26 protein-coding genes and 1 pseudogene are annotated in these 12,980 nt (G+C 43.9%); 3 read left to right on the top strand and 24 right to left on the bottom strand.

The features are described from left to right. Positions 1-1,704 (top strand): annotated as a pseudogene (locus FTV43_RS12650) (tape measure domain-containing protein); the annotation flags it as partial. Between the two features lie 35 nt (positions 1,705-1,739). Here FTV43_RS12650 and FTV43_RS12655 read toward each other — a convergent pair. The 10 genes from FTV43_RS12655 to FTV43_RS12700 form a co-directional block, all read right to left on the bottom strand. Continuing rightward, positions 1,740-2,066: a hypothetical protein gene (locus tag FTV43_RS12655; protein ID WP_179995621.1), complete on the bottom strand. Its 327-nt coding sequence runs from the start codon at positions 2,064-2,066 to the stop codon at positions 1,740-1,742. 17 nt (positions 2,067-2,083) lie between these two features. Beyond that, positions 2,084-2,674 (bottom strand): hypothetical protein, encoded by a 591-nt coding sequence (locus FTV43_RS12660; protein WP_179995622.1) that lies wholly within the window; start codon positions 2,672-2,674, stop codon positions 2,084-2,086. A gap of 63 nt (positions 2,675-2,737) precedes the next feature. Next, complete coding sequence (locus FTV43_RS12665; RefSeq protein ID WP_179995623.1) at positions 2,738-3,004, bottom strand: hypothetical protein; 267 nt, start codon at positions 3,002-3,004, stop codon at positions 2,738-2,740. Between the two features lie 91 nt (positions 3,005-3,095). Beyond that, positions 3,096-3,584 (bottom strand): hypothetical protein, encoded by a 489-nt coding sequence (locus FTV43_RS12670; protein ID WP_179995624.1) that lies wholly within the window; start codon positions 3,582-3,584, stop codon positions 3,096-3,098. 7 nt (positions 3,585-3,591) lie between these two features. After that, positions 3,592-3,849: a hypothetical protein gene (locus FTV43_RS12675; protein WP_179995625.1), complete on the bottom strand. Its 258-nt coding sequence runs from the start codon at positions 3,847-3,849 to the stop codon at positions 3,592-3,594. A gap of 2 nt (positions 3,850-3,851) precedes the next feature. Continuing rightward, positions 3,852-4,508 (bottom strand): hypothetical protein, encoded by a 657-nt coding sequence (locus tag FTV43_RS12680; RefSeq protein ID WP_179995618.1) that lies wholly within the window; start codon positions 4,506-4,508, stop codon positions 3,852-3,854. Next, on the bottom strand, positions 4,505-4,801 hold the full coding sequence (locus tag FTV43_RS12685; protein WP_179995626.1) for a hypothetical protein: 297 nt from the start codon (positions 4,799-4,801) through the stop codon (positions 4,505-4,507). The genes FTV43_RS12680 and FTV43_RS12685 overlap by 4 nt, the downstream gene beginning before the upstream one ends. Then, positions 4,798-5,064 carry a hypothetical protein gene (locus FTV43_RS12690; protein ID WP_179995627.1) on the bottom strand — a complete coding sequence of 89 codons (267 nt, stop codon included), beginning with the start codon at positions 5,062-5,064 and terminating at the stop codon, positions 4,798-4,800. The genes FTV43_RS12685 and FTV43_RS12690 overlap by 4 nt, the downstream gene beginning before the upstream one ends. Before the next feature lie 15 nt (positions 5,065-5,079). After that, complete coding sequence (locus FTV43_RS12695) at positions 5,080-5,472, bottom strand: hypothetical protein (RefSeq protein WP_179995628.1); 393 nt, start codon at positions 5,470-5,472, stop codon at positions 5,080-5,082. Beyond that, entirely contained in the window at positions 5,469-5,894 is a 426-nt protein-coding gene (locus FTV43_RS12700; protein WP_179995629.1) for a hypothetical protein, read from the bottom strand. The genes FTV43_RS12695 and FTV43_RS12700 overlap by 4 nt, the downstream gene beginning before the upstream one ends. 12 nt (positions 5,895-5,906) lie before the next feature. Here FTV43_RS12700 and FTV43_RS16030 point away from each other — a divergent pair, with 12 nt between their 5' ends. Continuing rightward, complete coding sequence (locus FTV43_RS16030; protein ID WP_257224115.1) at positions 5,907-6,035, top strand: hypothetical protein; 129 nt, start codon at positions 5,907-5,909, stop codon at positions 6,033-6,035. Positions 6,036-6,169: 134 nt separating this feature from the next. On the opposite strand, the gene FTV43_RS12705 is transcribed toward FTV43_RS16030, so the two are convergent. The 14 genes from FTV43_RS12705 to FTV43_RS12770 all read right to left on the bottom strand — a co-directional run bounded on the left by FTV43_RS12705 (position 6,170) and on the right by FTV43_RS12770 (position 11,821). Further along, the gene (locus FTV43_RS12705; protein WP_179995630.1) at positions 6,170-6,595 is read right to left on the bottom strand and encodes a hypothetical protein; all 426 of its coding nucleotides are present in this window, start codon (positions 6,593-6,595) and stop codon (positions 6,170-6,172) included. After that, positions 6,592-6,954: a hypothetical protein gene (locus FTV43_RS12710; protein ID WP_179995619.1), complete on the bottom strand. Its 363-nt coding sequence runs from the start codon at positions 6,952-6,954 to the stop codon at positions 6,592-6,594. Before FTV43_RS12710 ends, FTV43_RS12705 begins: the two co-directional genes overlap by 4 nt. After that, entirely contained in the window at positions 6,951-7,175 is a 225-nt protein-coding gene (locus FTV43_RS12715; protein ID WP_179995631.1) for a hypothetical protein, read from the bottom strand. The genes FTV43_RS12710 and FTV43_RS12715 overlap by 4 nt, the downstream gene beginning before the upstream one ends. A gap of 199 nt (positions 7,176-7,374) precedes the next feature. Continuing rightward, a complete protein-coding gene (locus FTV43_RS12720) occupies positions 7,375-7,731 on the bottom strand; it encodes a hypothetical protein (protein ID WP_179995632.1) in 357 nt (118 codons plus the stop codon). After that, entirely contained in the window at positions 7,724-8,335 is a 612-nt protein-coding gene (locus FTV43_RS12725) for a hypothetical protein (RefSeq protein WP_179995633.1), read from the bottom strand. The genes FTV43_RS12720 and FTV43_RS12725 overlap by 8 nt, the downstream gene beginning before the upstream one ends. Next, on the bottom strand, positions 8,332-8,592 hold the full coding sequence (locus FTV43_RS12730; protein ID WP_179995634.1) for a hypothetical protein: 261 nt from the start codon (positions 8,590-8,592) through the stop codon (positions 8,332-8,334). Before FTV43_RS12730 ends, FTV43_RS12725 begins: the two co-directional genes overlap by 4 nt. Positions 8,593-8,650: 58 nt before the next feature. After that, positions 8,651-9,028, bottom strand: coding sequence for a hypothetical protein (locus FTV43_RS12735; protein WP_179995635.1), 378 nt, complete (start codon positions 9,026-9,028; stop codon positions 8,651-8,653). Between the two features lie 219 nt (positions 9,029-9,247). Further along, positions 9,248-9,754 carry a hypothetical protein gene (locus FTV43_RS12740; protein ID WP_179995636.1) on the bottom strand — a complete coding sequence of 169 codons (507 nt, stop codon included), beginning with the start codon at positions 9,752-9,754 and terminating at the stop codon, positions 9,248-9,250. Between the two features lie 138 nt (positions 9,755-9,892). Beyond that, positions 9,893-10,144, bottom strand: a complete 252-nt coding sequence (locus tag FTV43_RS12745) for a DNA-binding protein (RefSeq protein ID WP_179995637.1) — start codon at positions 10,142-10,144, stop codon at positions 9,893-9,895. Beyond that, the gene (locus FTV43_RS12750) at positions 10,145-10,417 is read right to left on the bottom strand and encodes a hypothetical protein (protein WP_179995620.1); all 273 of its coding nucleotides are present in this window, start codon (positions 10,415-10,417) and stop codon (positions 10,145-10,147) included. It abuts the gene before it with no gap. Then, positions 10,404-10,700 (bottom strand): hypothetical protein, encoded by a 297-nt coding sequence (locus FTV43_RS12755; RefSeq protein WP_179995638.1) that lies wholly within the window; start codon positions 10,698-10,700, stop codon positions 10,404-10,406. The genes FTV43_RS12750 and FTV43_RS12755 overlap by 14 nt, the downstream gene beginning before the upstream one ends. Further along, positions 10,697-10,963 (bottom strand): hypothetical protein, encoded by a 267-nt coding sequence (locus FTV43_RS12760; RefSeq protein ID WP_179995639.1) that lies wholly within the window; start codon positions 10,961-10,963, stop codon positions 10,697-10,699. Before FTV43_RS12760 ends, FTV43_RS12755 begins: the two co-directional genes overlap by 4 nt. Continuing rightward, positions 10,960-11,367 carry a hypothetical protein gene (locus FTV43_RS12765; protein ID WP_179995640.1) on the bottom strand — a complete coding sequence of 136 codons (408 nt, stop codon included), beginning with the start codon at positions 11,365-11,367 and terminating at the stop codon, positions 10,960-10,962. Before FTV43_RS12765 ends, FTV43_RS12760 begins: the two co-directional genes overlap by 4 nt. Before the next feature lie 250 nt (positions 11,368-11,617). Continuing rightward, positions 11,618-11,821 carry a hypothetical protein gene (locus tag FTV43_RS12770; RefSeq protein ID WP_179995641.1) on the bottom strand — a complete coding sequence of 68 codons (204 nt, stop codon included), beginning with the start codon at positions 11,819-11,821 and terminating at the stop codon, positions 11,618-11,620. 810 nt (positions 11,822-12,631) lie between these two features. On the opposite strand from FTV43_RS12770, the gene FTV43_RS12775 reads away from it, so the two are divergent. After that, positions 12,632-12,922, top strand: coding sequence for a hypothetical protein (locus FTV43_RS12775; protein ID WP_179995642.1), 291 nt, complete (start codon positions 12,632-12,634; stop codon positions 12,920-12,922). Positions 12,923-12,980 lie beyond the last annotated feature (58 nt).

Genomic DNA, 12,980 nt, shown 5'->3' on the forward strand with positions numbered 1-12,980 from the left:
GAGGCAGCGATTAAGGCCAATGGTGGTGTTATGGACGGCGTTATGCAAGCCGATCTGCTCACTAAGGGTTATATCGTCACCATTGATGAAGCAGGCAAGGTATCTGTTCAGGCTGGGGAGAACGCAGCGCAGGCGGCAGAAAAAGCTAAAGAGAAAGAAGAAGCACTTAAGCTTGCCAAGGAGAATGTCAAAAAAGCTGACGAAGAATTGCTTGCCTACCAAAAACAAGCAGCTATTGAGCGAGTTTTGCTAGATAAGCAGATTGAGGAGGCTAAAAGGACTGGTGACTTAAATGCTCTGGCTTCAGCTCAATCATCCATTAATGCCATTAATGCCAAAGAGGCAGAGTTGGCAAATAATCGGGATTTGCGGGTAGCTGAATTAAATAAAGCCAATACTGGCTCTGGGCAAATAGCTGAAACTGCATACTCAAGAGCATCTGCAGCTGCCAAACTGTTTGGAGTGGATCTGGACGCATCACTCAACAAAGTATCAAAGTCATTTAATAGCTCTGGCAATGATTTAAATGATCTGAAGGCCAGATTAGAGGAGGCTGGTGTCACTGGTAAGCAAGCAGGTGATGTCACTTTCCAAGCATGGCAAAAATGGGCAGAGCAAGCCAAAAGCCAAGCTGAAATTGATATGGCTAAAGCGAAATTGATTGAATTTGAAGAGCAGGGGGTATTTTCTGCCAAACAAGTTCAAATGGGGATGGAGTATTTAGATCAAGTTAATGGCAAGTTGCCTGATAATATTTCTGAGGTAGAAAAGGCTTACAGGCTACTAGGGATAGCGTCGAGGGAAGAAGCTAGCAAAATAGCTGACGCCCAAATGAAGGCGTTTAATGTGTTAAAGCAAAGCGGCACAGCAACCGCAGAGCAATTAAAACAAGCCCTAATTAACATGTCAGACAAAATCTACGCCTCAGGTGATGCTGCAAAGATTTCATGGTATGAGGGGCAGTTGGCAGCCAACAACCTGGAGGCAAGTATTGACAGCACAGGCAAAGCTTCTGTTAAAGCGATGGATGACCTAACAAAGGCCAATGAGCGCGTAGCGGATTCAGTAGGGAAGATCGGCAACGCCTACCAAAATGTAGGGGATATTGTTCGTGACGAAGCCAACGCTGCTCAGGTTGAGTGGAATAAGGTAGCTCAAGCAGCTCAGGATGCTTGGAATGCTGACATGAAGCGCCAAGGTAAAGGCTTAAGCGCGGCTATCTCAGGCTATCAATCAATGAGCAAGAACGATGTAATCTCTCAGATTAAAAGCATGGGATACAGTGAAGATCAAGCTAAGAAATTGGCAGGGTCGATCTGGTCACAGGGCTTAAGCGCAGATCGTGATGCTAAATTTGCTGCGTATGGCAAAGGCGGTAACTTGGCGATGAATAAACTCATCGAGCAAGAATTTAATAACGCCGCAGCGAAAGGCTTAACGACACAGCACGGTACCAACAAGATTAATGAATTACTGCGTAATCTTGATGTGAGAAGTACGGGCAGCACGCCGAAGGTTAATGACTATGTACCTAATATTTCTGAACCAAAAATCCGCGATCTGCAGAATGATGTACCAACCAAAAACGTGCGCTTTGAGTTTGTGTCAGGCGGCAAACGCTTTGAAATGCAAGGCTCGCAGGAAGATGGAGACACAATGGAAAGCATCTTGCGTGAATTTGAAATGCTGAAAAAGGCAATGTGATACGAGAAGGGGGTACAAATCGTACCCCCTTTTTTTTACTGTGCATTTTGCTCAGAATCGTGGAGAACGATATCTGGTGACATATTTGTGGTCAGATTGAATTGCGCTCTATGGCTCTTATCTCGGACATTCTTGGTCCATGCTTCCAGATAGTTTTTAATATTCCCTAAATGCTCATTGGCTTGCTCTGATACATCATTAGAGTTAGCTAACGAGTCAGATAAGTCAGCCATCATGTCACATAGGTCGGCAATCTGATTTAATACGTTTGAGGCTTCTTTTAGAGCATTAAGCTCCGCCGTAATTTTTGCTTTTTCTAACTCAAGCTCTAAAAGCGCTAGATCGCAATCATTCTTACTCATACTGTGTTCCTATAAATTTAACTGGTGAAATTGCCGCAATTGCTTTTTATGGTAGTTACGGCGTTATTAATATCAGAAATATTGCCTTCATAAGTAACTGAATTATCATAAAGCCCAGTAACTTGTGCCAGGACTTTTTTAGCGCCGTTTAATTGCTGAGTTACTTCTAAAGATTGCTCATGAGTTAAGACAAGTACTCTATTGTTTGAGCCTAGATTGGTTGTGCCGATTATGTGTGGATTGTCATCAATCTTGACCGTATAACGCCCAGTAGGGCCTATAGAATCAAATCCCGCAGTTTTTACGGTAATACCTGAGACAATAGCCACATTGAGAACGTCCTTGTCCTCTGTGTTGCAAGCAATAGTCAGACTAGCATCTGCAGGTTGGCGAGTAGAGTAGTCTATAAACCTAAATACGGCGGCATAGGTAGCCTTGCCTGTAATAGGGTCTGTATTTGATACTAATTCCCATGTTTTTTCAGTAGCGTTCTTTTCGACTGACTGAGCGCCGTTCTGGTTGCTGTCAGCAGGTGAACAAGCAATAAGTAGCGATGACAAGGAAATGCAGGCAGCAAAAGCAGTAATGCGCGGTAAAATTTGACTCATAAAACCCCCTTATTTATAAAAATGACCAATCCTAAACACAAAATGAGGACTGGCCATGTTGAATTATGACTGGATCAGGTCGATCTCTTTCTGCAAGTCTTCACACATCATCCAGTGAGTGACGCCAAGCTCTATAAGAATATCCTCATCACCTGGCAAGAATTCATTGTGATGCAAAATAAATGAGCCACTTTGGTCTTTACCCTTGGACGCAAAGGGAATCGGCTTATCCTCATGATTGTTAAAAATATCATTGAGTGGTGGCAGCTGCTCATTCAAAGGGATCCATTTTGCCGATTGGATTAAGCTATTAATTTCGTTTTCCGTCATCTTTCTACCTATTTGTGGTGCCTCGCCGTAATTGTTTTTAGCATCACTGGGCGAGGCATGTTTATCTTGCTTACTGCAATTGGATTCTTTCTTATTCTACGATTGTCAAAGCAGTATGATTTTCTGAACTAAGAACGATCGCTCCCGTAATGAAGTCAAGGGTGGATGACACATCGTTAAGACTTTCTCCCTCTAAGCCTTGTGAGAGCTGATATAGGGCATCGTGGATATTAACTAAATCACCCATGGTTAGTGTGAGGTGAATTTCCTTATCCATTTCACTCCCAGTGGCATTTGAAATAGCAATGGGATCGTCATTAGCTTGCTTAAGGTGGTCAATTTCTCTCTTAAGTGCACCAATGGTACCTAAATTACGAATACGCTCCTTGTGAGCAATTAGGATGGAACAGCGGGCATGGTTTTTAAGCTCGTCCATGCTCATTGATTCAATATCGTAAGAAACTAGCTCGTCTGCCTTGGCTATTTCAGCCTGAAACCATTCATCCGATATCAATGGGATGTTTAGGTGACTAAGAGTCTCTTTCTTAAACTGGATTAGGTTTTCATTTTGGCCTGTCATAGCAAAATTATCCTTTAACTTTTTTCGACTTCGTTTCACTGTTAATCATATTCATTATTGCGCGTTGGCAGCCAACCACGGTTGAAACCATGATGAGGCATGAAACGGCAATATCTATTGTTCCTGGCTTTCCTGCAGGTAAGGTGTTTTTGACTACATAGCCGCTAACAATCAACCAATCCAAAAGAATTAAGGTGAAGCAGAGCAGAGCTGCTGTAATAACGGTTGAAAGTATTACGGCGATAAGTTCTTTATCGAATTGCATGCTTAATCCTCTTGTCCTTGCTGCGGTACATCATCACTTATCAATACATCCCCCATGTCATCTAAAATTACCATTGCATCCTGATGCGCGTACTCGTTCAGCAGCTCACACGCCGTTTCACACAAAACACGTAAAGAGTTCTTTTGAGATAACAGGATATCGTTTTCATTCTGTAGGCTCTCAATGTCAACTTTCGATTGCTGCCATGCTTTGTAAGCCAATTGAACGGCGAGCACATCAAAACCATTATGACGGCGCAGGAATAGGCGCTCACCATGTATAAAGATCAAGGTCTTGTATTCAGGGGTGGTTTTAAGCCATGCAACAAAAGCGCCGTCTTGGGTGTCAGGCTTGGTCTGATCCTGCAGGGGTTTTACAAACTCAGCCATGCAGCAAAACGGCTGGCCATCATCAAGCCGTCCAAAAACATAGCCATCTTCAAGCCGATCTATAACGCCGTTACCCTTAAAAACCTGTCCTGAGGATTGTGTGCGGCTCTCAGATATAAAATCCACATGGACGTAACTGCCTACTCTTAAATCGCTCATATCGCTAACTCGCTTCCACTTTTTGGTGGGGGCGAATGCAGTGTCAAAGCCCCCTTTTAAATTTGCACCTTTACCCATGGTTTTGCGCATCTGTCTGTCCGTTAGACTCATAAGCAACTCTCCACGTCTGCAACAGCTTGTTTCATGCGCTCAACAACTTCTGGCGCTGTATACATTGATTCAGCATACATTTTGGCTCGCTCTAAGCTGCCATGCTCTTTAACCAACTCATGGCTTTCGACAAGGCGTTTTAGGTCAGCTAGAGAATAAAAACCATCGCCATATTTTGAGTATGTTGTTGAAATACCATCTGCTATAAAGTAGCGATGACTGTCATCCGAGTATTTTAAAATTTGCTTTGCTCTAAGCCATCCAAACTTTTTAACAAACTCATTCGCTTTCATTGGCTAGCTCCTCTCTTGCGGTCTTCAGGACTCTCAAATAAGTCACTGGTGTGGTTAGTGTGACCGTGCTGATCTGCACGGCGATTGGCTTGTATTTCCTCTGGTGAGGCAGGGTAGGCACAACTTTTGTGAATGCATGCGTTGCCCATAAGTGGAATGACGATAAAAATCCCTTTGACCTGCAGTACTGGATATACCGCCGTATAACCCTTAGACCAATAAGCGTGATGCAGGCAGACCAAATCGCCTTTTTTAAAATCCATAAAATGGCGCTCCATTTAGAACAAGCAGACTCGTGGATCCAGACCTTCCTTTAAGGCTTGTCTTGGGCCACATAGTCCTATTGGTGAATGCTTCTGCCATGAACAGACGTTAGCTTTTGGGCACTCATAGGTTTTAGGTGTGGTTTTGTATGTACGCTTTGGCTTATTTGGCCCGATAACAAAAGCGCCGTGAGTCAAAGCCTCATCCACGCCTAATAAGCCGCCATGGTCTTTACACATGATCCACCAAAGGCAAGAGACGCCACGTTCAGTACCTTCTTTTTCAGGACATGGAGCGCCCTTTTCGCCAGTCCACGGCGAACCGTTGAGAGCAATCAAAGGGCACATCGTTGCTGGGCATTCAACCGCACCAACAGCGCTATCGTTTAAAACTGAAATTTCACTCATGATGTAATCCTTGATTCCTTGCGGCACTCAGTACAGGCATAACCACTGTTTTTGTAGACGTAAAACTTGGCATAGCCATGCTTTGAACATTCACCTACAAACGTGTTCTCGTTAAGTGCCAGTGTCTCCTCTGCAGCAATCCTGTTTTTGTATCGGCGCAGCTGCTCACCATCCTTAGGTATGTTCTTCTTTGCTTCGACTGCGGCAAAAGACTCTACCCATCGAATGACCAAATCCTTTAAGGGATGATCTGAGCCACTTAAAATTGCGGAATGAACTGCTTTAGCAACATACGGCGCATACTCTGGGCGTTTATTTAGGGATGCATGTGTGTGCAGCGCATTTTTAACTTGGGTTAATGTGGCTCCCGTTATTGCTCCTTTGCTCTTGGAGTTGCCACGGCTAGTTTTATCTTTATTCATGCCTTTATTCCTGTGTTTGAGCCATGGAATCCCAAAGCCGTTCCAACGCTATTCCTGCGCCGTTCCGATGGAATTCCACTGGAAAGCATTAATCTTTCTTTCCGTATTGGCGGTAATGCTTGGCAAAAACGAAGCCTGTAGGATATTTGCCAAAGCCCAGAATGATTTCTCCATCCACGCTAAATCGAATATGGCGAACAATCCTTGTACGCCCCGTTTCTCTGTGTGTGGCCAAGTCACCAACATTGAATAGATCGCCGTATTTAGTCGAACCCTTAGTCACTGGCACCTCGTAGAATCTCTTTCACCTCATCATTGAAGCGAAGTGCCGCACCAAATGTTGGCAATTTCTTTTGAGCTGCTACCGATATTTTTCGAAGCATATTTTCAGCAAGGCTTCTTTGCTCAACCAGATTCTTGATGCACTGAGATTTACCTTGCAGTTCATCCCGTTCTTTTTTCACATCGATATAACACCGCTCCATGTTGTTGAGCTGTAAGCGAAGGTCATCGATGATGGCTTGTTGTTTTTGCTCCCGATTCAACCAAGCCCACCAAGCAAAAGTTCTCTCATATTGACCACCACCTGCACGTTGGTATTGACCTTCGTCTTCCCACCATTGGTCAAATTCCTCACCCCATACTGCTTGCTGATCAAGTTCTTCTTGGGTGTATGGCTTCACTTCTTCAAACTCATTCACGCAACACCTACCTTGCCAATCATGAAGGCTGGAGGGGTAGGCATAACGGCATCAGTGGGGCGCCATAGGTGCAAACAATATGGATGGTTATTCACATAGTCTTTTTTGCTTGGGTGGTACTGGACCACACAGTCACTCTCATCCCAGAACAAGTCTTTGATGAGGCACATTTCCTCCCAGGTAGGGCATCGAGCAGGCAGAGATACACTCACATGCTCCCAACCACCTTGATCACTAGCAATTACAGTGAATACGCACTTTTTGGTTTTCACCCAAAATGCACCGTTATTTCCATAACTTGAATCGCTACCCATAGGGCCTTTTGTGATTCTGAATTTTTCAGGTACTTTGAAAGTCATGCTACTGATCCTTGTTCGCCAGAAGACTGCTTTTTATTCCATTCTTTTAGTGCACGCGCTTGGTTGCGCAACTCGCAGATATTGACGTTCATCTGCCCATAGGGGTGAATTTCACACATCACCTGACTGGTTGCATCGCTCATATCTCGAGCCAGTACTCGACCTGAGATACGGCAGCCACTACCGATAGCCTTGAAGCTATAAACCTTCTTATTCGACATGCTATGACTCACTCCGTTACTTCGATGTCTAGAGGCGATCCATCGACTAGAATCTCAACCTGAATAAGATTGTTTGTGCGGGCCTCTATTAATTTTTTGAACAAGGCAGGGGCAATCAATAGATCACGTGCAGTAACATGCCCTGGTCTAACTGCGATTTTCTCAATGGACTTAAGCAGTTCCCGTATCTCTGGTGCGCTTATGCTTTGCATGGCTGCGCTCCTTTCTTAGCGGAGAGTTGCTGTAATCGTTTTTTGTGGCTTTTAATCCACGTATTACAGAAACGGTTACGTCCTTGAGTAAGGGCATCTGATAAGGGCAACGTCCCTTTATTGATGACCATGCGAGCGTTTGAGAAACGGATTTTCATCATGTCTCTAAATTTCTCAGCCTCATCGAGGTGATAAAATGGCGCGTCCCAAGTACCGAAATTTCCACGCTCAGGGGCATCGTCTTCAACCATAACCACGGCGAAGTAATGGCACTGCTCTGGATCGTTCAGCATTTCAAGCAACCATGCTTGTGTTTGAGCTTTAGGTAGACTGTTTCTAGGCATCTTGATCACCACTGGACGCACATAGGGCGTTTAGCTCGGTTACAGTCAATGCATCATCAAGGCTGCTAATACGTTGCCCAGTGATCGACTCTTGCTGCATGGCTTTGCGTATATGCAACTCGCTAACCTGACATTGCTTTCCGTCTGGGCATTCAATGAGATAGCCAATCCCTTTGGATTTACTCTTTCGGATGCTGCTCACCGTATGAACGGCGTCACTTTTTAATAGGCATTGGTGAACAACCTCATCACCAATATCGAACTTGGCCACCATTGCGCTGGATGAGCTAAATACCTGCTCAATACAGTCATTTGCCGCATGAGATAGTCTGTCCTTGCCTTCAACAAGAGCAACGGCACGGCGCAATTCACTAAGTTTGATAAGTGAAGACTTGGAAAGGCCAGTAATAAATAACCATCCACCTGCGCTTAAATAAGCCTCATAAGCCAATCCAAAATGAGACATGGTTTTGCGTAAATACAGGCCGTGATGGATGCTGTATACGTTTGCTGTGCTGTCTGGTACGCCGTCCAAAATAGCTTTTGCCTTTTGCATACCGCCTGCAGACTTGATCACGCGCTCTGCCATTCGAGGTCTAATCATTGCTGAGCCTCGCTATTCAACAGACTGTATTGGCGGTTATGGCCATGCTGTAAACGGTGCTCCTTTAATGCAGCACGAACAGAGGCAATACTCACAATCCCGTATGTAGTCTCTAGCTGTGAATTGGTTGTACTGGACTCTATCCATTTGCCGCAGCAAAGCATCAAAGCTTTTCCACTGGTGCCGCGTTGGTACTCAGTACCATCATCAAAACGATAGTGGGTTGCATCCTTATGGACTATGCTGGTAAGAAGCACAGCCGTTCTGCTCACACCACGTTTTTTTAAGAATTCCTTGCCTGTCATCTGGTAATCCTCAATCAGTAGTATTTTTTCCACCAAATAGGACAGCTTCGACTTCTGCCCAAATTGGATGGCTCTCTGGTATAAGCCCGAATCTCATATCGAATAAAAACTCAGGCTTAATTCTTAATTTCTGTAAAACAAGGTCCCTATGTGCCTTCTTTTCACTTAAAAACTTGTCTAGGTTAAAAGCCATGTGCCCTGCATAAACATTGGACTTGGATAGCGCCGTTTCTGCAGGCTTGATACCTTCTACGGCGTCTCTCAACGGATGGGGCAAATCCATCTTTATTGCCCAGTAAATCTCCTTAGCCACGTACATCTCGAAATGTGGGCAGCCACGTTCCTGAGCTAAAATCAGTAATGCGTTTCTAATCTCAACCAAGGTCATTGCAAGGGGCCTCGCGATTCTTATCTGGGCGCTTGCATCCAGTCAGTGTTACGCCTCGCATCTTTGCCCAGTCTTCAACGCTCAACGTGCATACGTGTTGGCGCTCGCCGTATTCATCCACGTACAAGAAACTGTCAGCGCGAAGCCTAAAAACGCTGTAAGGACTGCAGAGAATGATGACGCGTGACACATGACCATTAGGGAATTCTGCAATCATGCTCATGCTGCATTAACCTTTGGGTCATTGGCTGCCTCTGCCTGCTTAAGAACGTCAGACTGAGCCTCAGAGATCAGACTGATAGAAACGCAAATATCCTCTGCTGCTTGCTCTAGGTCTTCGGTCAATAGTGCTGTGACTTCCATAGCTGCCCAGAACGCCTCGCAGGTAACAAGGTTTGAGGTATCAAGGCGAGAAGCCTCAAGGATGAGTACGGCGATCCCATTGGTAGTTTTGATTACATCTGCTAAATCGACATCGGTTAGGCCTTGGGCAGTCACTAGGGTTCTTTTAATTTCCTTGAGTAGGCGTAACCCGATGTGAGTAAGACTTTTAATTGACTGTGGAGAGATCTCGCTGCCATCCATGCTATAGGCAAGGCGGTTAAGTAGGTTTTTTGCCGAGTTGCTGAGGATTGATGCCTTATCCAGCATGCCTTCAGCTTTTTCCTGATTCTTTTTAAATTGCTCAAAATCTGAATTTGAGTGCTCTTGGGTTGTAGTATTCATTTCGACCTAATCATTTTATTGTTCACCAAATCCCGCCTGTCACAGGTTCAATGGTGCATTGGTTATAGTTATGCCCATGCAATATGGGCGTATTGCTTCAACTTGCTCTATCGCTTGGATGACCAGGCAATTAGGGCATTAACTGTTTTCAAAGAACTTGATTGCATCTGCCTTGGTGTAAAACACTTTGCGAGAGCCGTTAGGTTTAGAGAATGGGATGCCACCGCCGTTGCTGCGCTTGTACTGCAACCAATAGACACTCACATCAAAAACTATGGCGATAGTCTCAGGAGTAACGAGCGCCTCGTCTGGTGCTTCCCAGAACGCCTTTGCTGCCGCTTCTTTTTCTTCTGCAGTCATTCGATCTAATTTGGTTGGACGATGTGCCATTTATTTTTCCTCCTTGTGGTTACACTCATTTTCGAGTCTTTCGGCTTCGTCCGAATGGTGACCAAGACGGTCTTGAGCAACGTATTGGTATAGGCCCACGGCCTGCTCTAGGTGGTAAAGTGCAATGGTGTTTTTCCCGCCCATCTCTGCTCTGACTTCTTTTAGGCGCTTCTTAATGTCGGTGATCATGAAGAACGTCCACTCCATGTCGGCCTTTGCCAGAGTTGCCATCTCTAGTGCCTCATGGACATCGTATTTATTAGTGTTCTGCATGCTTAGGAACCTCATCACCAAAAGCCATAGGCAAGACGCGCTCGATCATTTCTAATTTTGTTTGAATTTCAACAATAAGATTGGCAACAATCTCCGCGCTAATCATTAGCCTGTTGCCACCTTCAAAACATTGAAAAGTTGCAATCGAAATGTCTTTTGCACTTGCTACTAATTCAAAAGCCACATCCTGGGCATTTAAGTGATTGGCACCTGGGTGTGGTATAAAAAAGGTATCCACACTGCCAAGCTTGGAGTTGTACTTTTTATTTTCTAGCTCAGTCACTTGTCAGCTCCCTGTAACTCGATTTCAAGAGATTCACGGCGCAGATCGACAGTGTTGGCAAAGTCATCACTTAAGAAATGAGCAATATCAGCAAGCTTTTTTGCACATGAGTTGGCAGCAGAGTCGCATTTTTCGAGTTCTTTTCTGATCTGGTCAGTGAGAGCGCAAATCCATTCAAAGCGCTCAAGGCTCGCTTTAGAGTCGGACAAAAAATCCTTTCTCAAGGCGTTTAGGTCATCATTTTTTTTGTTAGCTGGAATCACGCTGCAGCTCCCATTTTGAGAATAGAGCTAATGCCAGAAACAGTTGAACGAACATCGCGAACAACGAACAGCAGACCATTTAAAAGGCTCATTACTTCAACTTTGGCCATATCACAGTGCTTGATTTCCTCTAGCTGAAATAACACGCCGTAAATCACATCAATGGACTTGGTTAAGTTCTTGGCATCAATGAGAGCGTTTACATTCTCCATAGCAAGGAGAGACTTTTGCGCCGTATAAATTGGCACGTTTAGCATCACTGATAGCTTGTCTGTACGGATATCGTGTGACTCGTAGCTTGAGATAGAGCGTTGCAATGTGTCCTGCATGTAGCCCAGCTGCTCAACAGCTAGATCAACTCCACTCACAATCTGAGCGGGCATTACGCCGTTCAATACATTCATGTTGTTTCCTTTGCGTTATGTACGCGTATATAAGTATTTAATAAACGCGTACATAGTTAGATTGCTATATGCTTCTATGTACGCGTACAGGAAATAATATACGACTATATACGCGTATATGCAATAAGGAGCGATAAAAAAATACGAATTATTTTTAAGTAAGGGTATTTGGTGTGCTGACTCGAGTTTTTTGCCGTAGCTGGAGAATCAGGCGCTCATGTTGGACGCCTGATCTAAAAGGAAGGGATGATTATTTGTTTTTCTGCATATCGTCAGCAATGAGCTGCTTCACATAAGATGCCTTCTTTGTGCCTAGATCGCTGCAACGGCGCTCAAGATACTCCAGTAGCTTAGACTCGGACGGATCCTCTAGGTTGAAAGTCACAGCAACGTTTTTTGTTTTGTCTCTGTATTTCTGCTGTGCACGAGCTTGAGACTCTAAAAGTTTGGTCATTAGCAATTCCCCGATTGGTCTGACGATTATATGTGTTTCAGCATAGAGGCAGCTGCCTATCAATGCTGAATCATGATGCGATTCATTCAATTGACCTCCTTATGTTCAAAAACGAATAAGAACAGGCTCAAAATGAAAAAATAGTAAATATAAAAGCAACACAGAAGAAACTAGCAAATGCCTTGCAAGCTGGGCTTGGCCATGCTTAGGCTATTGCAATAATAAGCAATAAAATGCAAGCCTATGCAATATTAAGCAATACGAAAGGGTATTTCGCAACATACTTTTTGTGAACGCGTACAGAACAAAAAATAGGCGGAATTTTAAGCACTCAACGGCGATCTATGAATTAAATGTAAATACGCTCTGTTTATAAGTTGCTATTTGTAGTTCTTTTCGTGAAAATGTCGCTATATACGACAAATAAGTATCGGGAAATGTTTTGTGAATTATTAACATTGAGTAATCACAAGGCATTAAAAAGCCCCGAAAAGTGCGAGGTCGAAGTTGCACTTAACGAGGCTTTTTGAACGAAAACTACCGCGAGGTAATTCACGTTGGGATTCTTTGGTGACAGGCCTTTGATTCCCAGCACTAACTAAAACTACCTTGAAAGAGGTAAAGCACCAATTAAGGAGCAATATATATAGCATTTAGCAGTGATGCACACTGATTTTAGCCCTTTATGGCTATTGGAAACAATAGAATTGGGTGTAATTTATTGCAATTTATTGCATACAGTTGCATAAACTGGCATAAACCGCCGTATATAGAGTGAAAATTGGTGCACAACAATAGGATGTGCATCTAATGGTTAATGCAAAAGAAAGTTTAAACAACCAAGCTGGGGAGGTTGCCCCATATCAGTCTTGCTACCCACGAGATAAAAACATTGTGGGGAGTAAGTTTATTGCTGCAGAAACAGGCTTACATATTCGCCAAGTGCAGCGCCTTGCTAAAAAAGGGGAAATTCCAAATACTCAAAAATTTGGAAAGTACTATGGCTGGGAATATAGCGATATCAAAAGCTATATTGATGATGCCAAAAACAAGGACGTAAAGAAAAACCAACTGAATGCATCGAATGACCCTGCGTATTGATCCGCGGGGTTTTTGCGTTCTTATGTGCGAGAAAAATGGAAGCTTAAAGAAATTTAAG

Source organism: Acinetobacter sp. YH16053 (genome assembly GCF_013417035.1).
Classification (GTDB): Bacteria; Pseudomonadota; Gammaproteobacteria; order Pseudomonadales; family Moraxellaceae; genus Acinetobacter; species Acinetobacter towneri.